At 40.5% G+C, this 23,677-nt stretch carries 26 protein-coding genes and 2 pseudogenes; 24 read left to right on the top strand and 4 right to left on the bottom strand.

Annotated features, from left to right (window positions below; translation table 11 throughout):
* Window positions 1-106 precede the first annotated feature (106 nt).
* Both J2S00_RS17995 and J2S00_RS17990 read right to left on the bottom strand, forming a co-directional pair.
* Complete coding sequence (locus tag J2S00_RS17995) at window positions 107-496, bottom strand: MFS transporter (protein WP_307343144.1); 390 nt, start codon at window positions 494-496, stop codon at window positions 107-109.
* Window positions 490-1,305, bottom strand: a complete 816-nt coding sequence (locus tag J2S00_RS17990; protein WP_307343141.1) for an MFS transporter — start codon at window positions 1,303-1,305, stop codon at window positions 490-492. The genes J2S00_RS17995 and J2S00_RS17990 overlap by 7 nt, the downstream gene beginning before the upstream one ends.
* Before the next feature lie 235 nt (window positions 1,306-1,540).
* On the opposite strand from J2S00_RS17990, the gene J2S00_RS17985 reads away from it, so the two are divergent.
* From J2S00_RS17985 to J2S00_RS17895, 18 genes and pseudogenes are all read left to right on the top strand, one after another.
* On the top strand, window positions 1,541-2,740 hold the full coding sequence (locus tag J2S00_RS17985) for an acyl-CoA dehydrogenase family protein (RefSeq protein WP_307343138.1): 1,200 nt from the start codon (window positions 1,541-1,543) through the stop codon (window positions 2,738-2,740).
* Between the two features lie 9 nt (window positions 2,741-2,749).
* Window positions 2,750-2,950, top strand: coding sequence for an NAD(P)-dependent oxidoreductase (locus J2S00_RS17980; RefSeq protein ID WP_307343136.1), 201 nt, complete (start codon window positions 2,750-2,752; stop codon window positions 2,948-2,950).
* Entirely contained in the window at window positions 2,947-3,657 is a 711-nt protein-coding gene (locus tag J2S00_RS17975; protein ID WP_307343133.1) for an acetate--CoA ligase family protein, read from the top strand. The genes J2S00_RS17980 and J2S00_RS17975 overlap by 4 nt, the downstream gene beginning before the upstream one ends.
* Window positions 3,658-3,716: 59 nt before the next feature.
* Window positions 3,717-5,198 (top strand): acetate--CoA ligase family protein, encoded by a 1,482-nt coding sequence (locus J2S00_RS17970; protein WP_307343130.1) that lies wholly within the window; start codon window positions 3,717-3,719, stop codon window positions 5,196-5,198.
* Between the two features lie 383 nt (window positions 5,199-5,581).
* Window positions 5,582-6,946, top strand: coding sequence for a hypothetical protein (locus tag J2S00_RS17965; protein ID WP_307343128.1), 1,365 nt, complete (start codon window positions 5,582-5,584; stop codon window positions 6,944-6,946).
* Between the two features lie 141 nt (window positions 6,947-7,087).
* The gene (locus J2S00_RS17960; RefSeq protein ID WP_307343125.1) at window positions 7,088-8,128 is read left to right on the top strand and encodes a TAXI family TRAP transporter solute-binding subunit; all 1,041 of its coding nucleotides are present in this window, start codon (window positions 7,088-7,090) and stop codon (window positions 8,126-8,128) included.
* A gap of 108 nt (window positions 8,129-8,236) precedes the next feature.
* The gene (locus J2S00_RS17955) at window positions 8,237-9,007 is read left to right on the top strand and encodes an RraA family protein (protein WP_307343122.1); all 771 of its coding nucleotides are present in this window, start codon (window positions 8,237-8,239) and stop codon (window positions 9,005-9,007) included.
* Window positions 9,008-9,021: 14 nt separating this feature from the next.
* Window positions 9,022-9,546, top strand: coding sequence for a hypothetical protein (locus tag J2S00_RS17950; RefSeq protein ID WP_307343118.1), 525 nt, complete (start codon window positions 9,022-9,024; stop codon window positions 9,544-9,546).
* Complete coding sequence (locus J2S00_RS17945; protein WP_307343115.1) at window positions 9,546-10,124, top strand: thiamine pyrophosphate-dependent enzyme; 579 nt, start codon at window positions 9,546-9,548, stop codon at window positions 10,122-10,124. Before J2S00_RS17950 ends, J2S00_RS17945 begins: the two co-directional genes overlap by 1 nt.
* 83 nt (window positions 10,125-10,207) lie before the next feature.
* On the top strand, window positions 10,208-12,202 hold the full coding sequence (locus tag J2S00_RS17940; RefSeq protein ID WP_307343112.1) for a TRAP transporter permease: 1,995 nt from the start codon (window positions 10,208-10,210) through the stop codon (window positions 12,200-12,202).
* A gap of 129 nt (window positions 12,203-12,331) precedes the next feature.
* Window positions 12,332-13,114: an SDR family NAD(P)-dependent oxidoreductase gene (locus J2S00_RS17935; protein WP_307343109.1), complete on the top strand. Its 783-nt coding sequence runs from the start codon at window positions 12,332-12,334 to the stop codon at window positions 13,112-13,114.
* Window positions 13,115-13,175: 61 nt separating this feature from the next.
* Window positions 13,176-13,931 (top strand): IclR family transcriptional regulator, encoded by a 756-nt coding sequence (locus J2S00_RS17930; protein ID WP_307343106.1) that lies wholly within the window; start codon window positions 13,176-13,178, stop codon window positions 13,929-13,931.
* Window positions 13,932-13,982: 51 nt separating this feature from the next.
* Window positions 13,983-15,236 carry a nickel pincer cofactor-dependent isomerase, group 22 gene (locus tag J2S00_RS17925; protein WP_307343182.1) on the top strand — a complete coding sequence of 418 codons (1,254 nt, stop codon included), beginning with the start codon at window positions 13,983-13,985 and terminating at the stop codon, window positions 15,234-15,236.
* Between the two features lie 38 nt (window positions 15,237-15,274).
* Window positions 15,275-15,586: a UxaA family hydrolase gene (locus tag J2S00_RS17920; RefSeq protein ID WP_307343103.1), complete on the top strand. Its 312-nt coding sequence runs from the start codon at window positions 15,275-15,277 to the stop codon at window positions 15,584-15,586.
* The gene (locus J2S00_RS17915) at window positions 15,586-16,755 is read left to right on the top strand and encodes a UxaA family hydrolase (protein WP_307343100.1); all 1,170 of its coding nucleotides are present in this window, start codon (window positions 15,586-15,588) and stop codon (window positions 16,753-16,755) included. Before J2S00_RS17920 ends, J2S00_RS17915 begins: the two co-directional genes overlap by 1 nt.
* A gap of 307 nt (window positions 16,756-17,062) precedes the next feature.
* Window positions 17,063-17,466: pseudogene (locus J2S00_RS19940) on the top strand (MaoC/PaaZ C-terminal domain-containing protein).
* Between the two features lie 452 nt (window positions 17,467-17,918).
* Entirely contained in the window at window positions 17,919-18,353 is a 435-nt protein-coding gene (locus J2S00_RS17900) for a GNAT family N-acetyltransferase (protein ID WP_307343091.1), read from the top strand.
* Between the two features lie 357 nt (window positions 18,354-18,710).
* The gene (locus tag J2S00_RS17895) at window positions 18,711-19,451 is read left to right on the top strand and encodes an MBL fold metallo-hydrolase (protein ID WP_307343088.1); all 741 of its coding nucleotides are present in this window, start codon (window positions 18,711-18,713) and stop codon (window positions 19,449-19,451) included.
* Window positions 19,452-20,303: 852 nt separating this feature from the next.
* Here J2S00_RS17895 and J2S00_RS17890 read toward each other — a convergent pair.
* Window positions 20,304-21,101, bottom strand: coding sequence for a DUF4198 domain-containing protein (locus J2S00_RS17890; protein ID WP_307343085.1), 798 nt, complete (start codon window positions 21,099-21,101; stop codon window positions 20,304-20,306).
* A 295-nt stretch (window positions 21,102-21,396) separates the two neighbouring features.
* Between J2S00_RS17890 and J2S00_RS17885 the strand changes: the two genes are divergently transcribed.
* From J2S00_RS17885 to J2S00_RS17875, 3 genes are all read left to right on the top strand, one after another.
* Window positions 21,397-21,525 carry a hypothetical protein gene (locus J2S00_RS17885; protein ID WP_307343081.1) on the top strand — a complete coding sequence of 43 codons (129 nt, stop codon included), beginning with the start codon at window positions 21,397-21,399 and terminating at the stop codon, window positions 21,523-21,525.
* A gap of 124 nt (window positions 21,526-21,649) precedes the next feature.
* On the top strand, window positions 21,650-21,814 hold the full coding sequence (locus tag J2S00_RS17880) for a hypothetical protein (RefSeq protein WP_307343078.1): 165 nt from the start codon (window positions 21,650-21,652) through the stop codon (window positions 21,812-21,814).
* A 38-nt stretch (window positions 21,815-21,852) separates the two neighbouring features.
* Complete coding sequence (locus J2S00_RS17875; RefSeq protein WP_307343075.1) at window positions 21,853-22,053, top strand: spore coat protein; 201 nt, start codon at window positions 21,853-21,855, stop codon at window positions 22,051-22,053.
* Between the two features lie 52 nt (window positions 22,054-22,105).
* On the opposite strand, the gene J2S00_RS17870 is transcribed toward J2S00_RS17875, so the two are convergent.
* Window positions 22,106-22,669 carry a hypothetical protein gene (locus J2S00_RS17870; protein WP_307343071.1) on the bottom strand — a complete coding sequence of 188 codons (564 nt, stop codon included), beginning with the start codon at window positions 22,667-22,669 and terminating at the stop codon, window positions 22,106-22,108.
* 170 nt (window positions 22,670-22,839) lie between these two features.
* Here J2S00_RS17870 and J2S00_RS17865 point away from each other — a divergent pair, with 170 nt between their 5' ends.
* From J2S00_RS17865 to J2S00_RS17855, 3 genes and pseudogenes are all read left to right on the top strand, one after another.
* Window positions 22,840-22,947 (top strand): YjcZ family sporulation protein, encoded by a 108-nt coding sequence (locus J2S00_RS17865; protein ID WP_307343068.1) that lies wholly within the window; start codon window positions 22,840-22,842, stop codon window positions 22,945-22,947.
* Window positions 22,948-23,024: 77 nt separating this feature from the next.
* Window positions 23,025-23,333, top strand: a pseudogene (locus J2S00_RS17860) (YmaF family protein); the annotation flags it as partial.
* 75 nt (window positions 23,334-23,408) lie between these two features.
* Complete coding sequence (locus tag J2S00_RS17855; RefSeq protein ID WP_307343066.1) at window positions 23,409-23,618, top strand: helix-turn-helix transcriptional regulator; 210 nt, start codon at window positions 23,409-23,411, stop codon at window positions 23,616-23,618.
* Window positions 23,619-23,677 lie beyond the last annotated feature (59 nt).

The raw sequence follows: 23,677 nt of genomic DNA, 5'->3' as shown, positions 1-23,677 counted from the left end.
GGGTACAGGTGGGTGAATACATCGAGCATTGTCTAATCTATGGCGTTCAAAACCGCTATCACATCATTGATGATCATGTAACATTTAATGGTTAACAGTGCTTTATTTATGTCACATTTCTGTGTCTATGAATCATAAAAAATACAGAAAAAAACATTGTAAACGACAAAACAATCCAAGAAACAAAATAATTAGAAATAAGATCATTGAGCCAGCCAAAAAAGAGCGGGAATATGAAGATGCCTGTATAAGTAAAGGTAAAGCTTATACTGCTGGACACAGCGGCCATTTTCTCCCCGCCGATTTCAATAATAGACGCTTGATATACACCGTTCCAACCGCTTATAGTGAACCCAAGTAAAATAGAGATAACAATAATCAAGTAAGCAGGTATTTTAACGATAGATGCTAGAGAAAAGAAAAGCAACAGTACAGATGAGGAGAATCCTATAATCTGTAATACGGTGATTCTTTCCGAAAAACGGTCACTCAGCATCCCCCAAACCACTCGTCCAACGGCGCCTGAACCTTGGGAAAGGCAAGTAAAGTACTGGCAAAAGCTACAGAATAACCGACGTCGTTATTGAGATATAACACAAAGTACATAAAAAAAGAGAACTGTGCACCAACTAAAAAGAAAGAAACCATGCTCAAACGCATTAGGTCCAAATTGTGGAAAATCACATTTATTCCCCCCCACATTTGTCCTGGACTGAAATGGTTTGCAAGCTTTGGTGCTTCGTATGATCTCAGGATAAACAAAAAATAAAAGGAAATGCCAATGATGATAAGACCAGTGATAAAGACAGAGCTTCTCCAATCAAATACAGCGGTTAAGAAAGGCAATAACGATGCAGCTATTGCCCCTCCAAGAGTGACACCGGTCTGTTTGATACTCATAGCTAGTCCCCTGACTTCCCTGCTAAAATCTTGTGTAATTAACTGGTTAATAGCCGGATTGATTAGACTGTAACCTGTCCCTGCCATAATAAAAAGAAGAAGCATAAGTGTCAACGATTGTGTAAGAGAAGCGAGTATAATAAAAACCCCCAGGATCAACAGAGAAATAACTATCGACTTTCGGACTCCCAGATAGGAAACAATACTGCCGGTCAAAAATGAAGAAACGATTGCCCCAAAATAAAATGAAGACAATGTTAAACCTGTTAAAAGTCCTGATATACTGAACTCTGTGACGATAAAAGGAGCTATCGGGGGAAGGAATAAAACACCAAAAGCTGAAATACTTTGAGCTAGCAATGGATTAATAATTTTAATTTTAGGGTAACTCATTATTTTTAACACTTATATACCTCCTGTATAGATAAAGATCTTGGGATCATTTGTGGAAAGGCTGCTTCCTTCTGTAGCGTAGACTACTTCAAGAAACTGTTTCCTCAGTCCTTATTTGAACTTCTAACTCGCAGGTTTCATTTCGGAATAATGAGAATATTTCTTTATATCATATCACACCGAATTTAGAAAATGTATGTTGATAATAACGATATCTACTTTTTAGGAAAGTGAGAGTGGCTTGAGTATGAATTTTGATCTAAGTGAAGAAAATGTGCAGGTTAAAAACATGGCCCGCAAATTTGCTGAAAAGGAAATTATCCCTCACGTTAAAAGCTATGAAGATCATGGCAAGTTTCCTAAGGACATACTGCAGAAAATGGGCCAGGCTGGAATGTTCGGGGCTTGTTTTCCTGAAAGATACGGTGGATCAGAACTAGGATTTTTAAACTTTGCCATCATTGCTGAAGAAATTTCACGTGCGCACCCCGCTTTTGGTTACGCTTTCAACATGCAAGCCATGACCTGTCCGCTTACCATACTCAACTGGGGAACGGAAGAACAAATAGAAAATTATGTTCCCCGTTTAATTGCAGCAGATTATATCGGGATGTTTGCCTTGACCGAATCGGGAGGCGGATCCGATGCGGCAGGATCTATGAAGACGACGGCCAGGTTAAAAGGAGAAGGCTACGAACTTAATGGGTCTAAAATGTTTATTACGTTTGCCAATGAGGCAGATGTAGGGGTATTATTTGCAAAAACCGATACGGCTGCAGGCGTGAAAGGAATTACAGCTTTTATTATTGAAACGGACAGACCCGGATTTGATGCCAAACCAATCGAGATCAGTTCTTTGGGGCACATGATGAGAAGTTGTGAAGTTTTTCTAGATCAATATAGGATCCCAATACAAAACAGACTGGGTCAAGAAGGGGAAGGATTTAAAATAGCCATGAATGCGTTAGATTACGGACGTTTAAGTGTTGCTGCCCGTCTGGTTGGCATTGCTCAAGGATGTATCGATGCGGCCATTCAATATTGCAACGAGCGTGTGGTAGGCGGACGCCGCATTGGAGAGTATCAGATGATTCAACACTTAATCGCTGACATGGTTGTAGAGACCGAAGCAGCCCGGATGCTTGTGTATAAAAGTGCTTATTTAAAGGATAAAGGAGAGGCAGCCACCCGTGAAAGTGCCCATGCAAAGTATTATGCTGCAGAAGTGGCGACCAAAGTGAGTAGAAGCGCCTTTGAAATATTTGGGGGTTACGCTCTTACGGATGAGTATCCTATCTTAAAATATCTGAGTTATGCTAATATGTTGCATGTCGGGGAAGGGTCGGCCAATGTGCAAAGAATCTTAATTGCCCAGGATGCGCTGGGATGGAAAAATGCAAATCGACACCACATCAACAGAAAGTTTTCATTAAAAAGTGATTTATAAATAATATCCATGTCCGCAGAAACCAAAGGTTTAATTAATAAGGATGCGCTGTCACAAATGAAAATCCACAGCGATATTAATAAATGTGGCCAGAGGAGAGGCGGTATTGTGGTTGAAGAAGATCTTTACTATGCATTAACAAGTGGTCAAATTCTAGGAGCTGCACTTGATGTAAATGATAATCCAAAACAGAAAGGATTGTTTCCATGAATTTGGAGGAAATTAATCGTATTTTGATGTCTGTACAACAACAATGCCGTAGTGTCTTAACAGAGATAGAATCAAAACAGATTTTACAATCCATAGGTATACCTGTTTCTCCATATTATATGGCTGTTTCCTCTGCAGAGGCCGTTCATTATGCACAGAAAATTGGATATCCGGTCGTTTTAAAAATTGTTTCTCCTGATATTTCCCATAAAACAGATGCTAAAGGTGTTATGCTTAACCTAAAAAATGAAAGGGAAGTAGAGCAGGCTTATAAGGAAATTATGCATAATGCTTGTCAATACAAAGCGGATGCACAGATAGTAGGGGTATCAGTACAAAAAATGGCTAAAAAAGGAACAGAAGTTATTATCGGTACTAAACGTGATCCTGTTTTTGGCCCTGTATTACTTTTCGGCATGGGGGGGATTTTTGTGGAAGTATTGGAAGATGTAACGTTGAAAACCTTGCCCGTTGCCGACGAAGATATTGATAACATGTTTAAGGAGATTAAATTAAGTCCATTGCTAAGGGGTTATCGGGAAAACCCTCCTGCTGATTTGGATTTTGTCAAGGATATTATTTTTAAGCTGGCTAAATTTTGTGAGCATTACCCGCAAGTTAAAGAAATGGAAATCAACCCTTTGTTTGTCTATCCATCTGGGGAAGGAGCATGTGCAGTAGATGCTCGGATGTTTGTTGACAATTAAGTATAGTCCAACGTTGTGCATTGAAGTGATTTATACAAATTCAGAGGAGGGTGGTTATATTGAACCCGGTCCAATCTATTGAATATTTGCTTAATCCGTCCTCCATAGCGGTTGTTGGTGCATCTACTAACAGAAATAAACATGGAGGACGTCTTATCCATCATTTGCTCATGCATGGTTATACAGGAAAGATTTATCCAATTAATCCCAAAGCGGATAATATACAGGGTTTAACCTGCTTTCCATCAATTAAAGCCCTGCCAGAATCGGTAGATCTAGCTTGTCTACTTATTTCTTCCAAGTATTTGTTAAAAACGATGGAAGAGTGCGTTGACAAAAAAATAAAAATGGTGATGATTCATTCTTCAGGATTTGCTGAAACCGGAAGAGAAGGAGCAAAACTCCAACAACAATTGGTTGAGTATGCTAAAGCGAATGGCATTCGTATTTGCGGTCCCAATACTATTGGGATAACAAATGTAAAAAATAAGGTGTTTGCCAGTTTTAGTATGTCTATGACTTCCACGAACATTCCTGTCGACGGGAGTATTTCTTACATTACTCAAAGCGGGGCAATTGGAGGAGCGATGCTAAGCCAGGGGTGGGATAAGAGCATTGGTATTAACAAATGGATCAGTTCAGGAAATGAGGCTGATTTGGACGCTGCTGATTATATTGATTATATGGTAAAAGATGACTCGACTAGAACTATCTGTGTTTTTTTGGAAGGGATTAAAGACGGACTGAAGCTAAAGCGATCGCTTGTCAAGGCTGCTAATAAGCGGAAGCCTGTGATTGTTTTTAAAAATGGGCGCACTGAAGTGGGGCGTAAGTCGGTTCAATCCCATACAGGTCTATTGGCCGGTAATCATAAAGTATATCAAGCTGTTTTTAAACAGTATGGTGTGATCATGGCCGAAAGCCTGGATGACTTATTTGATTTTGCCATGGCTCTAAATTACTTATCTCTTCCGGACGGAAAGCGGGTTGGCGTTGTTTCTACATCAGGAGGTGCCTGTACCATTGTAGCTGATAGATGTATCGATTCGGGACTGGAAGTCCCTGATTTAACCAAGGAGAGTAAGGAACGTTTAAAAGCAATTCTCCCTGACTTTGGAGCACCTCAAAACCCGTTTGACACCACAGCCCAAATTTTGAACAACCCTGAGTATTTAAAACAAGGTTTGGAGGTCCTTATCAATGATCCAAATATAGATGCTATGATTCTCATGTTAACAATATTAGCAGGATCTGTCGCTACCCATGTTGCCGAAGATATTATTGAACTCTCACAGTTAAGCGATAAACCAATTATTGTCGCTTGGACAATAGCTGAAAATCTAGCAAAGGAGGGAATGAACAAACTGAGAAAGGCCAAAGTACCACTTTACCCCAGTCCTGAAAGAGCGGTGAAGTCTCTGCAAGTAATGCAGCAATACAAGCGATTTTTAGAGGAATGGGAGCGAAAAAAAGAGGTCTATAATGTGGCTTTGCTAAAAAATGTTCCGGTGGTTGATTATAGTATACATTCAAAACATTAAATTTAAAATAAAATTTATATAATTTATTTAATTTATATAATTAATTGTTGAAATGTTAGGAATTATTATTTAGAATCTAGAATATAGATATATCCCGATTATAAATAGACGATACCGGATAATGAAATATTTATCGTTCACCAATACTTCTAGATGTAGTGGAAGAAGGGCAATTTAGGTTAATGGACCATTGCAATTGACTTTAATTTTCGGGCCGAGGAAATACAGTAACAGTTTTTGCAGGAGAGAACCCGCACATTATTAATGATCACTATAGCATCTCGCCGTAATAAATGATAAGAAAGCTTGGATGAGTAATGATCTCAAAAATCTCAAACTATTTTGTGAGTACAAGGCATATTACGCTTGTAAGGGGTTACTTTTTGCTAGCTGTTGCAGTACTTTTTGTTTTACAAGAATTTTTCAAAATCCCCTCATCAAATATTCTTGTGACAATGACGGTAGTTACCTTTTTTATATGTTTGCCATATATGTCTCTTTTTCCGATGATTATGAGTTTCTTGTCCGTCATCATAGGTCACCTTTTATTTTTTCTCTGTGAAGGAGACCTATATTACTGGAAAGATTCTATCGTCAATAATCTTGGAATGGTTGTGCTTTTTGTGGCGGCTCCGTTGCTTTCGTACCCCTTGAAACATGGGGGATACGTAGAGTATATGTACAAGTTTGTAAATAACTATATGAAAAACAACCTGATTCAGGTCACGTTTATCACCACTCTGACTTGTGTGTTAAGTTCTTTTTTGAATTTGGGAGCAGCTAGGTTTGTTTATGAACTCTTTTTCGATAAAGTAACCAAAATGAAGCGTTTGTTTACGAGTGGTATCACGCAAGGTTTTTCCTTAGCTGCTTTGTGGTCACCATATTTTGCAGGAGTAGCAATCATTTTGCATCTCCTAGAAGTACCTTTTACTTCATTTTTCTTATATGGTTTATTGACTGTCGCATTAGGACTAACGGTCTCAACTCTCTTAGTTTCGTGGGAGTTTCATAAAGGAATTAAAAAAAGCCGCGCAATTATAAGGGAAGTCTCTGCTGGAGCAGACCTCGCTTCCGGTTTCAGTTCAGAGCAATATCCACTTATGTCCCATAGAAAAGGATGGGAACTTATTATAGTTTTTATTGGCTTGTTTGTAACATTGATTCTCTTGGAAAGGTGGCTTAATTACAATTTAATTTTGTTAATATCAGTCATTGCGTTTTTCTACTCAATTATCTGGTCGTTAGCGATTAGAAAAGGAAAAGAATATGCACGATCAATAAAAAATGATTATATTGTTCATATTCTTCCAGGTGTTCATAATGAGTCAATTATGTTTATTTCAGGCGCTTTCTTTGCCCAGATGATACAACTGACTCCCTTTACAAGCTATTTGTCATCCTTTTTTGAGAGAATCGCTTCCATGTCTACCTTTTTAATGGTACTCACAATTATCGTTATTGTTGTAAGCGGTTCCACTGTTGTTCATCAAGTTTTGCCGATTACGGTTTTAGCGACAAGTCTTTCTCCCGAAGTTATTGGCTTGAGCTCAGAGTTATTTGCTTTGACGCTAATTATTAGCTGGGGTATAAGCCCCCTAATCTCTCCGTTGGCAGCCTTGAATTTGATTACGACAAATTTACTTCATCTTAAAATGTTTGAGTTAGGAAAATGGAACTTAAAATATATAGTTATAGTAGTTATCTCTTTTTCAGCTGTTATAAGTATTATGAATATTTTGGAATGATAGATTTGTTCTAATTACCTTGCTCGAAAGGGGGGTATAGACAAGAGAGTTGTTTTTTAAGACGTGTCTTTAGAAGGGATGAGTAAGAGGGATTATTTAAAAGGACGATTAAAAAGAGGATGCGAGATGGGAGGATTAGTTATGAGAAAGACTTTGTTCCCCTTATTTTTGATTGTATTAGCCTTTGCACTTGTTGCCTGCTCTTCTGATACTTCTGCTCCAGCAGAAGGGAACGGGTCGAGCTCTGAAGGAGAAGCAAGTAATAATAATGAAGGTAACAATGAAGGACGTCCTGACTCCTATAATATTCAAATGACAACTGGAACAACAACAGGTGTTTATTATCCTTTGGGTGCTGCTTTCACTGAATTTTTTACGAGGGAAATTGATTATATCCAAGCTTCTTCGCAAGCGACTAACGGAAGTGTTCAAAACCTTAATTTTATGCAGCAAGGTGAGTCGAACATGGCACTAACCCCGATTGGAACCCTTTGGGAAGCATATAATGGGGAAGGTCCTTTTTCGGGGAACGCATACGAAGATGTCAGGATTTTGGCGGCTTTATATCCCAATGTCAATCACTTTGTCGCTAGAAAAGATGCTGCACTTACTTCTATTGCAGATATTGAAGGGCGAAATTTTGCACCTGGTGCGACAGGTAGTGCAACCGAGATTGAATCACGCCAAACCTTGGAAGCCTATGGCGTTGATTATGACTCAGTCAATCATAACTTTGTTGGTTTTACCGAAGCAACGGACTTAATGAGAAACAGACAAGTTGACGCTGCTATGATCATGGCTGGTATACCTGCAGCAGCTGTTTCGGAAATGACTGCCACAGCCGACGGGGTGCTTCTGAGTTATGATGATGATATCATTGCGAAGATGCAAGAACAGTATCCTTGGTATATTGAGTTCATTATCTCTGCGGAAAGCTATGAGAACCAGGATGAAGATGTAAAAACAGTTGCTCAGCTAAATATGTTGGTAGTGGATGCATCTATGCCAGAAGAGGTTGCCTATGATCTTGTAAAAACTTTCTGGGAAAAGATAGATCAATTACAGGATGCTCATGCAGTTGTTGCTCAGTTTGATGTTGAAAATGCTGTAACCGGCTTGGCTGATGTACCGCTCCATCCGGGAGCAGAAAAATATTATAAGGAAGTCGGCGTACTACAGTAAAGGTCTATTATTTTAGGAGCAAACCCTCTGGGGATTTTAAAGGCTTTCTCTTAAGAAGGTTATCTTCTTAAGGGAAAGCCATGCTTTCCAAAAAAGAGGTGTATACATATGCGCAAAGTTGAACTGGAGAAATACAAACATCGTCTGATGGGACTAATCCCTCCCGACAGAATATCAAGAGTTGAAATTCCGCGACCTTCTAAAGAAGTCATTAAGAGATTCAAAGCTATTGATGGATTGACTCCAACGGTGTCCGATATTATGGATTCGCTGGGTATAAAAAGCGTGATTCCAGCAAGCCGATTAAGCCCAATCATCCCTGGCAAAAAAATTGTGGGTCCTGCGGTCACTATTCGTTATATACCTGAACCTATTACTCCTGATTATGGTTACATGAATTCAGAGAGGGCCAAACTGGCCGACAGGGATCTGTATGCCATTGCTGAAGAAGGGGATGTTCCTGTTTTTGATGCAGGCGGATTAGGGGATATATCTGTTCAAGGTGGGTTGTCAACGTTAGTGGCCAAAAAGTGGGGGATGGCAGGTAACATTGTAGATGGAGGCGTAAGAGATATAGATACGATTTACAAGCTGGACTATCCGGTGTGGAGCACAGGAAAGACACCTATTACAGGGAAATACAGAGTTGAGGCGATTGAGATTAACGGAACTGTCTCAATTGCCGGTATACGGGTCAATCCAGGAGATCTGGTTATTGCAGACGATAGCGGGGTTGTCATCATTCCAATTAATAAAGTGGAAGAGGTTTTGGAAAAAACGATTGCTGCGGTAGAAAAGGAGCAAAGAGTAGTTGAGTTGTTGGAAAAAGGCGCATCTGTAGAAGAGTTAGCAAAAATTTTACCGCCGAGTAAATGGTGAGGAGGATATACAAATTGGCCACTTTTAGAGATTTGGCATGTGCAGAAATTATTAAAGGTATTGAAGCTATACAACCGAATTATTTTATTTCCATACCGTGTAGCACTGTAGGTCCTGTTATCAAACATTTCGAAACAGCGGATCATATTAAATCCTTCCCGGTGAGCAGAGAAGAAGATGGTATCGGTATCGCTGCCGGAATTAGTCTTGGAGGCAAAAAACCAGTTGTTTTAATTCAAGATACGGGCATAGGCAATTCGCTTCTTACACTAACAACGTTCGTCCAGGCGTATCATGTACCGATGTTGATCTTAGTCACCAGACGCGGAGGACTTGGAGAGATTAATTCTGCTGTTCATTTATTTTCAGAACCATTACCCCGCATATTGGATGACGTTTCTATTAAAGCTTTCAAACTGGATTACCGGGTTCCTCTTCATGAATGGGCCCTTGCAATCGAGCAAGCTGAAAAATATGCTCAGGACACCCACCGGCCGATTATTGTCATGTTTAACATTAAGGGGGGAGCAGAACAATGATGGATAGAATAGACGCATTGCGCATTGTATATGAGTACGCACATGATTTTCCAGTTATTTCAACTTGTGGGGCTACTTCCAGAGAGTGGGCCAGTCTGGGAAAAAAGCCAAATCATCTGTATGTCGTTGATTCAATGGGCTTATCACCTTCTATTGCCCTTGGTGTCAGCTTGGCCATTGAAGACAAGCCGATTGACAAATGCATTGTTTTGGAAGGAGACGGCGGGATTCTGATGAACCCTAATGTACTGGCTTCGGCGGCCTATTTGGAACCTGAAAAATGGTTGTGTATCGTTTTGGATAACGAGTGCTTTGCCTCAACAGGAGGGCAAAGGTCTTTAGCTGCCAAGATAAATATCAGTTCAGTCGCATCCGGGTACGGTGTTAAAACGTTAACGGCTGAAAATACGGAACAATTCCGTCAGGCATTGATAGAAGCTTTGAAAGTAAAAGAACCAGTTGTGATCCATGCAAAAATCGGATCACATAACGAAAAGGTAGACTTTATCAATGATAATCCGGCAGTCATGGCAGCCGAATTTACAAAATATATTGTGAATAAATGTGAGGGCGTATAATGAAAGCCTTAGGGCATTGACTAAGTAAGTAATATGCTTTTTGATAAAGACCACATCGTACTTCCAACAAAGGAGGGCCGAAGATGTCCGAACTTAACAATAAAAAACAAACAAATCAGACAGATATATCCGAAGAGGAATTATTGCAAAAATATGATGTTGAATCCAGAACAAGAGAGTATGCAGGTATTCTTGCCAGAATTATTACAATGATCGCAATTATTTGGTCAATTTTTCAACTTTATGTTAATACCTATGGAGGATTAGATGCGATCAAATTAAGAGCATGGCATTTAGGCTTTCTTCTTATTTTGACTATTATCCTATATCCTGCATCAAAGAGAAGCAAAAAGTTCCGTAGAATTCCAACTTGGTGGGATTTTGCATGCATTAGTCTAACAGTAGCCTCTATAGGTTATTTGTTAATTACTTTCGATGATTTTGCCAGGGTGCGTGGTGGACTCCACGTTCCAGCTGATTACTGGTTCGGGGCCATTGGTGTTTTCCTTGTCTTCGAGGCAAGTCGACGAGTCATTGGTAACGTGCTAACAATTATTGCTGGTTTGTTTTTGGCCTATAACTTCGTTGGCCCCTATATTCCTGGTCCGTTTAACCATGGAGGCTTCAGTGTTCAGCGTGTGATCGACCTTATGTTTTGGGGAGGTCAAGGCATCTTCGGTATTGCACTGGGAGTCTCAGCTACGTATATCTTTGTTTTCGTTCTATTTGGAATGTTTTTGAAAAACAGTGGTTTTACTGACTTCATCAATGATTTGGCCTTAACATTGGCCGGGCGTTCAGCAGGCGGTCCAGCTAAAGTGGCCGTAATCGGTAGTGGATTCATGGGTATGATTAATGGGAGTGCCATTGCCAACGTGGTCACGACCGGAGCAGTCACTATACCCTTAATGAAAAAAATAGGGTATAAGCCCCATTTTTCTGGTGCAGTTGAAGCTGTTGCTTCAACTGGGGGATTGTTTGCCCCGCCGATAATGGGGGCTGCAGGCTTTATTATGGCTGAGTTTCTCGGTGTCCCTTACAGAACAGTACTCCTTGCAGCTATTATTCCAGCACTTTTATATTACGTTACTGTGTTTATGGCTGTCCATTTTGAAGCAAGAAGAATTGGTTTAGAAGGAATTTCCAAGGAAAACATTCCAGATGCGATTAAGGTTTTAAAAAATGGTTGGCATCTATTGATACCTCTTATTATCCTTATAACCATCTTGATGTTAGGATATACACCCTTCTATGCTGCAGTATGGTCTCTGATTGCAACTATCGCATCCAGTTGGCTCCGTAAATCAACGAGGATGGACCTTTCCACAATTGTAAGATCAATTGAAGAAGGAGCCCGTGCCGCTATTAGTGTGGGGATTGCCTGTGCAGTGGTTGGCATTATTGTTGGGACCGTATCCTTAACTAGCATGGGTCTGGTATTAGGAAATAATATTTTGAAACTGGCAGGAGAAAGCATACTGATTGCAGTAGTTCTAACCATGATTGTAAGTATTATCATGGGAATGGGTGTCCCTGCCACAGCTGCCTACGTTGTGGTAGCAACTATATCTGCTCCACTGCTGGTTCAGCTCGGGGTAAGTGCTTTGGCTGCACATATGTTTGTGTTCCTCTACGCGGCTCTATCCAATATCACTCCACCGGTTGCTTTGGCTTCCTATGCAGCAGCAGGGATTGCTGGGGCTCCGCCTAACAAAGTTGCTTTAACAGCAGTGCGATTGGGGATTACCGGGTTTATTATGCCTTTCTTCTTCATCTTTAATCCTGTGCTTCTTTTCGACGGAGAGAATCTACTAGGAAGTCTTCTGGCGCTCACCACTGCTACCATAGGAGTTGTCTCCTTGGCAGCAGCGGTCCAAGGATGGTTACTCACAAATATGAACTGGATTCAAAGACTGATGCTGATTACTGTTGCCTTACTAATGATTGAACCTTCACTACTTAACGATGTTATGGGGATTACTCTCTTAGCCATAGTTATCATTTGGCAGTACTTGTCTACCAAGAATACAGAAAAAAGGCGAGAGGTTGTACAAATGGACATGAAAGAAGGTATGTAGGCAGTCAAATGAGGAGGTGGAAAAGGAACTTTTGCAAGAGGGGACTTCCCCTCTTTCCTTAAAGTTCAAAATAGAGGGTTAAATTTGAATCAGTTTAAAAACAAGATCGGAAAGCGGGGTTGAAAGAGAATGGAATTGAGTCTCAAGGACAAGGTGGTTCTCATTACAGGGGGGAGCTTGGGAATCGGTTATTACACTGCGCTTCAATTTGCCGGAGAAGGGGCAAAAGTGGCCATATGTGCTCGGAACGAAACACGGTTACAAGAGGCAGTCCAGAATATTCAGCACGAAACGGGACAGGAAGTTCTTGGTATGACCGCTGATGTGTCAAAAAGGGACGAGTGTTTTCGAATCGTCAATCAAACAGCTGGACATTTCGGCAGATTGAATATATTAATCAATAACGCTGGTACATCAGCTGCTAATCCTTTTGAATCGGTTACGGACGATCTTTGGAGATATGATTTTGATTTAAAGTTATTCGCCGCTCTTCATTGTTCCAAAGCGAGTATTCCCCATATGCGTAAGGAAGGGGGCGGATCTATTGTTAATGTTACTGCGGTGATAGGAAAAGCCCCTCCATCTTCATCACTGCCGACGTCAGTTAGTCGCGCGGCAGGTTTGGCTTTGACTAAAGCTATGAGCAGAGACCTTGCCCGGTATCAAATTCGCGTGAATACCGTCTGTATCGGATTAATTAGAAGTAATCAGATTGAACAGCGTTGGAAACGTGAGGCTGGAGATTTAAGTTGGGAACAGTATTCAAAAGATAAACGTCACAACATTCCTTTGGGGCGCATTGGAGAACCACAAGAAGCTGCTAACGTTGTTACATTCCTCGCTTCCGATGCCGCTTCTTATGTAACTGGAACATCCGTAAATATAGACGGTGGCAAAAGCGTTGTACTTTAACTTTTGGGTTTGCAGTTAAGAAACAGAGGTGAAATAAATGTCTGTTAATTCCAATTATCTCATGCAAACCATTCAGAGAACCATCCAAATCTTAAAATCTTTTTCAGTAGAAAACAAGAGGTTATCGATGGCCGATCTCCACCGTATCACAGGTCTGCCTAAATCAACTTTACAACGGATCTTAACCACACTGGTTATGGAAGGATTTTTAGATAAAGATGAAAAGTCAAAAACATACCAGTTAGGGATTGAAATATATTTTCTGGGTCATCTTGTGGAAAAAAATTCAAGTCTCCTTTCTGTTTCAACTCCTGTTATGGAAAGAATTCGGGATCAAACTGGAGAAATGGTTACACTCAATGTGATCCACCAAAACCAACGGAAATGTATTGGTTATGTCCAAGGTAAACATGAACTGACAACATTCACTTACATTGGACATACGTCACCATTATATGCTGGAGCATCAGCAAAAATCCTATTCGCTTATTTACCTGAAAAAGAGATCGAGAATTACCTTCAGACAGTTGCTTTAAAACAACTGACTGAAAAAACAATTACCAATAAGGCTCTTCTTCGTAAAGAACTGGCCTCTATTCGTCGACAAGGCTATGCAATAAGCTATGGCGAACGTGTTAAGGGTGCCTTTACAATCAGCGGGCCGATCTTCGATCGTTCTGGTCAAATTATAGCAGGTTTATCGCTAGGAATACCTACAGCTCGAAGCGATGATTATAATCATTCGGAACTTATCTCTTTGGTCAAAGAAGGTTGTAATGAAATTTCCCAAAAAATTGGCTATCAACCTGTTAAATAGAAACTGAAAAAACTACTGTAGCCTGCTAAAGGAGGGATATTCTTGTTTGAGATGATTGAAATTGAGCAGATTTTTTCGGGTAAGAGGTTAACGGACATTAAGAGGAAAGTGCATAAGGAAATAAGAAAAAATCCAGAAGTGCAGCGTTTGGCCAAGGGAGCCGAAATTGCCGTAACCGCTGGCAGCAGAGGGATCGCTAACATTGCTGAAATTTTGAGGGAAACTGTTTCTGCGTTGAAAGGAATGGGATACGAGCCGTTTCTAGTTCCGGCCATGGGCAGTCATGGAGGTGGAACAGCGGAGGGGCAAGTTGAGGTTTTAAAACACCTGGGAGTTACAGAGGAAGCTGTGGGAACTGAAATACGTTCTTCGATGGATGTGGAGCTGATTGCTCACACGGATGATGGGGTACCGGTGTATATGGACAAGAATGCTTATCATGCTGATGGAATTGTGGTGGTTAACCGTGTTAAGCCTCACACTTCTTTCCGGGGCCGTGTTGAAAGCGGTCTGAGCAAAATGGTGACAATCGGGCTGGGCAAAATTAAAGGGGCCCGTCTTGTTCATAGCAATGGTGCAGTACATATGGCACGAAACATTGAAAAGGTATCCAAATGCGCTATAGAGAACTCCAAAATTTTAATGGGATTGGCCATAGTGGAAAACGCCTATGAAGATACTGTTGATGTTGTTGGTGTAACTAGGGATGAGTGGCATGACAAAGAAGAAGAATTGTTAAAGCAAGCAAAAGCCATGATGCCTAGTCTGCCTGTAGATGATATTGATCTTCTCATCATTGAAGAAATGGGCAAAATCTATAGCGGTACAGGAATGGACCCTAATATTATCGGACGATGGAGAATGAATGGCCTGCCGGAACCTGAAGTACCAAATATTAAGCGCATTGTCGTTCTTGACTTGGCCCATCAATCATTTGGGAATGCCATGGGAGTCGGCTTAGCTGATTTTACTACTCGCAAGCTGTTTGACAAGATTGATTTGCACGCAACTTACACAAATGCTTTGACCAGCACCAACTTGCAGCGGGCAATGATCCCGCTTATTTATCCCACAGAAAAAGATTCAATTGAGACGGCTATTAAGAGTTTAGGTTCAGAGGTAAATTATGCATCTCTAAAAGTGGTGCAGATTCCTAATACCTTGCATCTCAAACACGTTTTAGTTTCCAAACCTGTCCTAAAAGAAATGGAGAGCACCGGAAAAGGATATAAAATGATCCGAACATGCATCCTTGATTTTAACGAGCACAATGAGCTGACTAACCGATTAATGGTGCACAACTAACCACCTGGAGGCACAACACATTAAGAGGAGGACTACTCATGAGTCAAGTCCACTTGATAATGAATCAGAAAGAAAAACTTATTTTGGTCATTGACCCAAAAGATAACGTTGGGGTTGCTTTAACAGATATTAGGGAGGGTGATACATGTATCATCCGGCGTGGGGATATTGTAGAGCAGATGACTGCATTAGATAATATTCCGTTCGGTCATAAAATCGCTCTGACTAACGTTGAAAAAGACGAGCCGGTTTATAAATATGGCGAAGAGATAGGGAAAATGAAAGAGGGGATTAAAAGAGGAGGCTGGATACACAGCCATAACATGTATTGTGAGAGGGGGATGGGCTGATGGGAGATACATTTATGGGGTATCGCCGTAAGGATGGTTCAGTGGGGATTAGAAATCTGATTGCCATCATCCCGTCAGTTTTTTGTTCCAGTAAAGTGGTGGAACGTATTGCCTGTCAAGTGCCAGGTACGGTTTACTTCCGTCATCCGGTCGGCTGCAGTCAAGTAGGAGAAGATCTGGAAATTACGGCCAAAACTTTAATTCAGATTGGCCGGCATCCTAACTTTGCCGGTGTCGTGGTGGTTGGATTAGGGTGTGAACGCTTTTCGCCATATGAATTAGTCGAGGGGATCTCTTCAACCGGTAAAATGCTCCAAACAGTGGTAATTCAGGAAGCAGGGGATTCGTTAAAGGCAATTGAGGAAGGCGTTCGCTATGCCCGGGAAATGCAGCAAATCGCTTCCCGGCAGCAGAGAGAAGAAGTAGATGTAAGTGAGTTGACCATTGCCCTCAATTGCGGAGGCGCCGATGCCACTTCCGGAATGGTGGCCAATCCAGCACTTGGCATTGCTTCAGACAAACTGGTGGCTCAAGGTGGTTCATCCATACTGAGTGAACTGACAGAACTGTTGGGAACTGAACACATACTAGCAAGAAGAGCCGTTAATGATCAAGTGGCTCGTGAAATTAAAGAGGCAATCTATCGCATGGAAGAGAGATTGAAAAATCAAACGGCAAACTCGAGTAACCCTAACAGAAAACACCTCATTTCTAAAGGGAATTATGACGGAGGGCTGTCCAGTGTGGTGGAGAAATCGTTAGGGAGCATGAAAAAAGGAGGTAATGCACCGGTTAGCGGTGTAATCCGTTACGGTGAACCGTTGAAAGGAAAGGGTCTGTTTCTCCTGGATTCACCAGGTCATGATGGGGAAGTGGCAACCGGTCAAGTAGCTGCTGGAGCGCAAATGATCCTGTTTCCCACCGGCCGGGGCACACCTACCGGCTTTCCGGGTGTACCGGTAGTTAAGATTACAGGGAATCCCAAAACGTACAATAAAATGAATGAAAACATCGATATCAACGCGGGGACAGTTATCACCGGAGAAAAAACACTAGAGGAAGTAGGCGAAGAGATCTACCAAGAAATTTTAGACGTCGCTTCCGGAAAGATGGTCAAATCAGAAATTTTGGGACATGACGAACTATTTTGCATTACTCGTGTGCCATGAGCAAGTTAGTCCAGGGATTGTCTTAATGATGATATCTCAAACTGAAAATCCAGACGAGTATACTTAAGGAGGCACCTTAAATGCGTTTAGCAACCATCACAGTGAAAAAAACTGGGCCACCCAGATTTTTGAATTATTCAAGAACAGCAACTTGAGGAGAGCGCCCTTTGCTGGTGGGAGAGGAGGTATATTGTTACACAGAATTGAAGAAAGTGTTTGAGAAAAAGGGAAATCCCGATGGAACACGTATTTTTATGACCAGGGAAACTATAATTGTCACCGAAATTGTGCGAAAGGGGGTGGTAGCATGGCAGTCCGGTGGAACATCGGCCAGGAACTTGACCCGTTAACAATACCTCCTGTCTCTCGATTGGAATTGATAAAATATGCGGGGGCTTCGGGAGACTACAATCCGATTCATACCATTGATGAGGAAGCGGCGAAAGCCGGGTTGTCAGGCGTTATTGCTCACGGCATGCTAACGATGGCCAAGATGGCCAGGCTGTTTTAAATGAAGGTTATCTCGGGGAGTTTCATACCCGTTTTGTAGGCATGATTTTTGTCGGTGATACCATTACGGTGAGCGGGAAGGTGATTGAAAAAGAAGAGAAGGAGCAAGGTGACGTTTATACTTTTGATGTGCAAGCCCGAAATCAGAAAGGAGCCAGTGTTGCATCAGGTTGGGCCAAGTTTATTTGCTACAAGGCCTAGGGCATCACATGGGAACCTATTTTTTAACTTGAGCGGAATAATTAACACAATAAAGGATTTTCAGTACCTTAAAGCGAATTATCTGTGATCGAAACGGTGGCCGAATACTACGAAGAGACAGAGGAGCAAACAAAAGACGTTTAGATTGAAAATAACAACATAAGAGATAATAATAACCATTTCGTATTGCAAGAACACAGAAAATTTGCTATAATAAAAAATAATTGAAAGATTTGGGGATTGTACTGACTCCTGTGTCAAAACTAGAACGGACGGTAAGCCCGCATGGGCAGCATGGGAGGAAGCTGGCTGTCCATATTTTCTAAATGTTTAACCGAACTTATGTTCTTATGTTTAGGAGCATATTATTTAATTAACTAACAGGCAGTTTAATTGAATAATTAAATATGGTAAACTTTATTTGCCCAACAGTTCAAAAAGGAGTTTCTGTTATGACTTTAGCAATTAAAGAACTTCACACCCGCAATGAAATTATTGAAGCATATCCAGTTATGAAGCAGTTACGAGCTCATCTTGACGAAAGTTCTTATCTTGAATTAGTGATTGAGGCACAAGAAAAAGAAGGATACAAAATGTTAGCTTTACTCGATGATGATGAAATTGTTGCAGTTGTTGGTTTTCAACCAATGATAACACTTTATTATGGTAGATTTGTTTGGGTTTGTGATTTGATTACAGATGCTAATAAGCGTTCAAAAGGGTACGGTGAAAAACTGCTTACATATGTTCATGAATGGGCAAAAGAAAATAATTATGAAAGTGTTGCCTTATCTTCGGGTTTACAGCGTGTAGATGCACACCGTTTTTACGAGGATAAAATGAATTATGAAAAAGTAAGTTATGTGTTTAAAACATCTTTAGAATAAGTAAGATATTCAACTAAAAGGGAATCGATAATTAATGAATTGAAAAATCGGTCCAGCAGTCATTCGCATTGGAACACTTCAAGATTCATTAGAATCTAAGTGGTGGGAGTGTTCAATCTTGCGTATTCGGAAAAAAGTGTGGAAATGTTCTTATCGCAATCCTTATTCAACGAACGCCCCCGTTAACACAATAACAAAAAAGTAATCGTAACAGATCCCCTATCCCCTTATTTCACCCTTGTACTCGCTTAGTGTAATAAAAAGTATTGTCAATGATAATTTATTTTAACTTTCAGAAAATAATAACATTTAATGTTACAATATCTTTGATACTTTTATAAAGGAGAGAAAACAATCATGGATTTTGAAGTTCAATTTTTAGGAAGTGGTGATGCTTTTAGTAGTGGGGGGAAGATGCATACATGTATACTTGTAAAAACAGCTACAAGGCAATTTTTAATTGATTGTGGTGCTTCTGCCATGATTGGTATAAAAAAATACAATGTAAACCCTAATGATATAGACTTAATTTTAATAACCCATTTACACGGTGATCATTTTGGTGGTATTCCATTTTTTGTGCTTGATGCTCAATTAATACATAAACGTAGTAAACCTCTAACAATTGCAGGTCCACCAGGTATCAAAAAACGAATTTTTCAAGCAATGGAAGTAATGTTCCCTGGTTCATCAAGAATACAACAAAAATTCAAAATAGAGATTATTGAATTTGAAATAGAAAAAACAAATGTCTTTAGCGATGTAACTGTACTACCCTATTTAGTTAAACACCCTAGTGGAGACCCCTCCTTAGCTTTAAAAATACAACATTTAGATAAAATAATTGCCTATACTGGAGATACAGAATGGGTGGATAATTTAATACCTCTTTCAAAAAATGCTGATCTTCTTATTGCAGAATGTTATTTCTTTGACAAGAAAGTTAAATACCACTTGGATTACCAAACACTATTTTCACACCTTAATGAAATTGAACCTAAAAAGTTAGTTCTTACTCATATGAGTGATGATATGTTGAAAAGAGTAGGAGAATTGGAATCCGATTTTGCAGAGGATGGAAAGATATTCAAAATTTGATTAATTATTTATAAAGCTTTCATGATCTAATTTATGTTTGGCTTTTTTAACTCTAGCCGAAAACTAATTATGAACAAACTTTGTAAAAATAACCTTATCTTGTTCAACTAACCTGCCACGTTAGCTCAATAAGAAAAGTTATTTGATGGGCTTCCCACGGTAATCCGATTACCCATTTTTTTGCTTTTTTGTGCTTGTATTCATCGAAAAAAATGGAGTATCATATACATAGAACTTTTGTTTGTCCGGTACACCCTAAGGGATAGACAGTATACGTATACCACTATAGTGGTATACAGTGGTGAAAGGCGTACCGTCAGGGGATTATAATTAACCATAAACGTGTATATAGTTTAATGAAAGATATAAAAACACAATCCATAACTCGTAAGAAATGCCGTTATTTTGGGAGACAGGCATCCGTAGTGCATCCAATAGGTTTTTTATTAATGTCTACTTGACAGGGGTCACATCACATGATGGGGGTTTTTCATATTTCTACGTCAATTGTTGGCCCGTGTATTTTGTGTTTCCAACCAAGTCGTCCCCACATATATGTACGTATCGCATAGTCATATACCCAATCTGGAGTGCCCCAGGATGCGTTTCAAGCTCAGAGGATCCCCACCAGACATAACGAATGCATTGCAAATGTATGTCTGAACACATGTGGGGGCAATTCAACGTCGTCTATTCCCTCTCTATCCTCAATCCTTTCTTTGATCTTGTGATACTACGGTTTAGCTAACAAGCTTTGAATAGATTAAAATCTGAATAGGAATAAAAGAATAAAAATAAGTAAAGTTAAAAAGTGACAGTCTTCACGAATCTGTCACTTTTTCAATTCAAACCTTATTTGTTTTGCACAAAAAACGTCATTGTAGCTTCATAATCTTGATCATCTTTCTGATGATTCTCAGCTTTAATTTCAGCCCGAACCAAGTAATAATCTGCTTCTCCGGTTTGCCATGTGATTTTACCCTCTTGATCTGTTTGCATGCGGATATCCGACGAATCACTTCGGCGAATAACAGCGACTTCAACGCCTGATACAGGCTCTCCTTTTAAGAGGAGCTGGGCTGAGACTTCTGTGCCCGGTGTAACCGCTGCCGGATTAAATAAAGGTATTAATTCAGCACGTTCAGGTGTTACTTGTTTGTCGAAGTTTTTTATTTTTTTCGCTTTTTTTAAGGTCGGTACTTTGCTTGTCGCAACAAACGACTTGGCACTGCGCAAAGTCGGTTTTTCTTGATCACCGTAAGTAAAATTCCCTTCCGCAGCAATAATGTATGCACCCTGTTCTTTGGTTTGGAAGGAGCCAGCGTAATAGTTATTCACCCCGATACGCTCTTCATCCACTTCAGCCAATTCCCCCATATAAAAGAAACGGTCCGTGATATCCATTGTTTCACCGGAAGGCGTGATCACTTTAACAACCGAGTCTTCCATTCGCCAGTTTCGATCAATCCGGTAACTGGTATGATCATCCGAATGGTTGCCAAAGAGCAACTCTATATATGCATTTTGACCGATTTCAACGATTGGTGTGTTGGTTTGCGACCAACCATTATGAGGATCGGCTAGAGCAGGCGAGATCGTTCCGAACAATATACATAATGCTAGTCCCAATATGATGAATATTTTTCGCATGACTTGTCCTCCTCGTCATATATTCTCTTTTAAGGTGTCATATGACTGTTGTCTTTATTCAGAAAAACAGGTTGATTAGATACTCAAATACCCATCTTAGGGAATGTTCTCAGGATTATGGAATCAAAGCACGATATCAGGTTTATCAGATATTGGATGTGCCGCATTCACATGTATTAATACGAATGGATATATGGATCGAAACCGACAGACCATTGCCATCCTCGCTGTCATCCTAATCCTGTTATGGCCAACTGCTTTACCCAGGTGCTGGTGATTATTCTGGCAGGCCTGGGTGGATAGCGAAGCCTTTCTACCCGGATATGGGGCGCTCAAACTGTACCGGGGCCGATATTTACCTTTTGCCGCTTACTTGGGCGCAGTAATGGATGGCTGGTTAGGTGCATTGGTAGCCAAGGTATAAAATCTCGCCGGATCGTTAGCAGAAGCCATTTTCAATCGTACTTGCTGGTGAATATCTCCATACCGACTAGGAAATGATAACAATGTTAATGCAACCGAACCATGTCAATTAGGAGGTGAACATGGTGGCCAAGGACTATTACATCGCCCGTGATGCATACAAACTGGAGGACTTAGCTGCTAAAAAGTATCAATTCTATGCTCAAAACGCAACCAACCCCGAGGTCCAACAGCTATTTTCGCAAATCAGCCAGGTTCAACAAAAGCAGCTCAAGAGTTTCAACAAATGATGAACCAATTCCCTCAATAGAGAAAGGAGATCTACCATATGAACGATACAGACATGTTGTTTGACGCTGCTGAGTTTGAAAAGCAAACCGCTAGTGCTTTCGCTATTATGGCGGCAGATGCCGGCAGTGAAGAATTGAGACAAAAATTGATTCAACATCAAAATACGTTGCAACAGCATCAGCGTCAATTCGTTCAATTGATGGCTCAACTACAAGGCGGCCAACGAAACCCTGTTTAAGCAACTCGAAACGTTTTCTGTAGTTTTAAAGGCCATGACAGCATTGGGTAAACTACTGGTCCATATAGACCAGCCACAGACTGAAGACAAACCTCTTTTGAACCGAAGGTTTAGAAGGGGGGGTGTTGTGAATGAAGACAAAAAATAAGAGAACCGTTTGTTCTCCTTTCCATGTAGCCAGCTTTTTCAAATTCATGGCAGCAAAAACAAGTACAGACTGCACTGTGTTATTCTTCTTCCCCCTCATGGTTATCCAATACTCTGCTTCATCCAGATAATCTTGGTAAATATGACAGTGAACTTGTCCGTCCGTCAAGATATGGCTAAAATCCACGGCGGCGACGCAATAAAGCAAGAAGTAAAAAAATAATGAGAATTCGTTGAAAGGGATCCTGAGGACCTGTATTTCAGTACCTGTTTCTTTTTTAGCTACTCCATCTGCGGTTTGCACTTTAGTATCGGAACTGGTAGATACGCCCCTCCCTAATGGCATGAGATCTACATAGTAAGGAGTGACCCCGCAAATGGTCCCTCTTACAAAGCCTCCATCCACCATTCTAATTTCAACAGGCATGCCCATATAACGTCTGGCAATGTGGTACATGGGATGTGGCATCACATTCACCCCCTTTTGATTCAATGTATCGTATGACATTGAATCAAAAGGGGTATGGACGTCTGAATTTGGTGATCCGTGTATTTTTGTTTGTGACGGGATGGCCGCCTTTCCTCTTTTGGCAGTGCCATAATAAAATGTTGTAGACCATCATATATGGTTAACAATCCATGAAAGGAGAGATCAGTATGGATAGCTTTGCGTTAATTGTTGTTTTGTTCGTGCTTTTAATTATTGTAGGATGTGGATGCTTCCTTGGCCGTGGGGTCGCTTATTAAAAAAACTTGGAGATCTGCCTCCTCTTTAGGAGACTTTGTCTACAAACTGAGCCCTCACCATAGTGGTGGGGGTTTTTTATATCACTTCATGGGATGGCAAGCCAGTTCATACCCATCAATTTAAAGGTGTGACTTCATTTGATGTAGGGCATAATCACCGATATGCAGGGACAACAGAACCGGCACCGAGTGGTATTCGGCATAGGCATCGTTATTTTACTTTTACTTCATTTTATGATGGACACAGACATGTCATTCGCGGAGTAACAGGACCAGCGATTCCACTCCCGAATGGTGGACATTATCATGAATTTAGCGGAGTAACTACAGTTAGTGGTGCTATTCCACATAGCCATAGATATAGAGGAGGTATAACAAGCCGTTAAGAGGATAAAGAGGAGCTGCCTCTCCTAAGGATTCCACAAAAGAAAGGCTAGAATGTTTCAAGTGAAGGTATCGCCGTGGGAACAAAGATAAAGGAATTGCTTAATGGACGTCCTATTACTTGGCTATTTAAAAAGACAGGTATCCATAGGAACACGATAAAATCATACATCGATGGGAAAATCCCGACTTTAAAAAATGCGGATTTAATAGCTGATGCGTTTGGGGTAACAGTTTATGAAGTCTGCCCTAAGTTGATTAGTGTTCAATATCTTCAGGAAAAATAATGATGCATTTTATTTTGTTTATGGGGAAAATGCCTATTTTTACTTAAGGATGTGGAGGC

Origin of the sequence: Caldalkalibacillus uzonensis (genome assembly GCF_030814135.1) — a bacterium.
Classification (GTDB): domain Bacteria; phylum Bacillota; class Bacilli; order Caldalkalibacillales; family Caldalkalibacillaceae; genus Caldalkalibacillus; species Caldalkalibacillus uzonensis.
The sequence above is the reverse complement of the archived record's forward strand: the minus strand, read 5'-3'. Positions and strand labels throughout refer to the sequence as shown.

Excerpts from the sequence above, each read along its gene's own strand:
- J2S00_RS17995 (WP_307343144.1), bottom strand. The coding sequence starts at position 496 with ATGCTGAGTGACCGTTTTTCGGAAAGAATCACCGTATTACAGATTATA.
- J2S00_RS17985 (WP_307343138.1), top strand. The coding sequence starts at position 1,541 with ATGAATTTTGATCTAAGTGAAGAAAATGTGCAGGTTAAAAACATGGCC.
- J2S00_RS17980 (WP_307343136.1), top strand. The coding sequence starts at position 2,750 with ATGTCCGCAGAAACCAAAGGTTTAATTAATAAGGATGCGCTGTCACAA.
- J2S00_RS17975 (WP_307343133.1), top strand. The coding sequence starts at position 2,947 with ATGAATTTGGAGGAAATTAATCGTATTTTGATGTCTGTACAACAACAA.
- J2S00_RS17960 (WP_307343125.1), top strand. The coding sequence starts at position 7,088 with ATGAGAAAGACTTTGTTCCCCTTATTTTTGATTGTATTAGCCTTTGCA.
- J2S00_RS17955 (WP_307343122.1), top strand. The coding sequence starts at position 8,237 with ATGCGCAAAGTTGAACTGGAGAAATACAAACATCGTCTGATGGGACTA.
- J2S00_RS17945 (WP_307343115.1), top strand. The coding sequence starts at position 9,546 with ATGGATAGAATAGACGCATTGCGCATTGTATATGAGTACGCACATGAT.
- J2S00_RS17940 (WP_307343112.1), top strand. The coding sequence starts at position 10,208 with ATGTCCGAACTTAACAATAAAAAACAAACAAATCAGACAGATATATCC.
- J2S00_RS17935 (WP_307343109.1), top strand. The coding sequence starts at position 12,332 with ATGGAATTGAGTCTCAAGGACAAGGTGGTTCTCATTACAGGGGGGAGC.
- J2S00_RS17930 (WP_307343106.1), top strand. The coding sequence starts at position 13,176 with ATGCAAACCATTCAGAGAACCATCCAAATCTTAAAATCTTTTTCAGTA.
- J2S00_RS17925 (WP_307343182.1), top strand. The coding sequence starts at position 13,983 with ATGATTGAAATTGAGCAGATTTTTTCGGGTAAGAGGTTAACGGACATT.
- J2S00_RS17920 (WP_307343103.1), top strand. The coding sequence starts at position 15,275 with ATGAGTCAAGTCCACTTGATAATGAATCAGAAAGAAAAACTTATTTTG.
- J2S00_RS17915 (WP_307343100.1), top strand. The coding sequence starts at position 15,586 with ATGGGAGATACATTTATGGGGTATCGCCGTAAGGATGGTTCAGTGGGG.
- J2S00_RS17900 (WP_307343091.1), top strand. The coding sequence starts at position 17,919 with ATGACTTTAGCAATTAAAGAACTTCACACCCGCAATGAAATTATTGAA.
- J2S00_RS17895 (WP_307343088.1), top strand. The coding sequence starts at position 18,711 with ATGGATTTTGAAGTTCAATTTTTAGGAAGTGGTGATGCTTTTAGTAGT.
- J2S00_RS17890 (WP_307343085.1), bottom strand. The coding sequence starts at position 21,101 with ATGCGAAAAATATTCATCATATTGGGACTAGCATTATGTATATTGTTC.
- J2S00_RS17875 (WP_307343075.1), top strand. The coding sequence starts at position 21,853 with ATGAACGATACAGACATGTTGTTTGACGCTGCTGAGTTTGAAAAGCAA.
- J2S00_RS17870 (WP_307343071.1), bottom strand. The coding sequence starts at position 22,669 with ATGCCACATCCCATGTACCACATTGCCAGACGTTATATGGGCATGCCT.
- J2S00_RS17865 (WP_307343068.1), top strand. The coding sequence starts at position 22,840 with ATGAAAGGAGAGATCAGTATGGATAGCTTTGCGTTAATTGTTGTTTTG.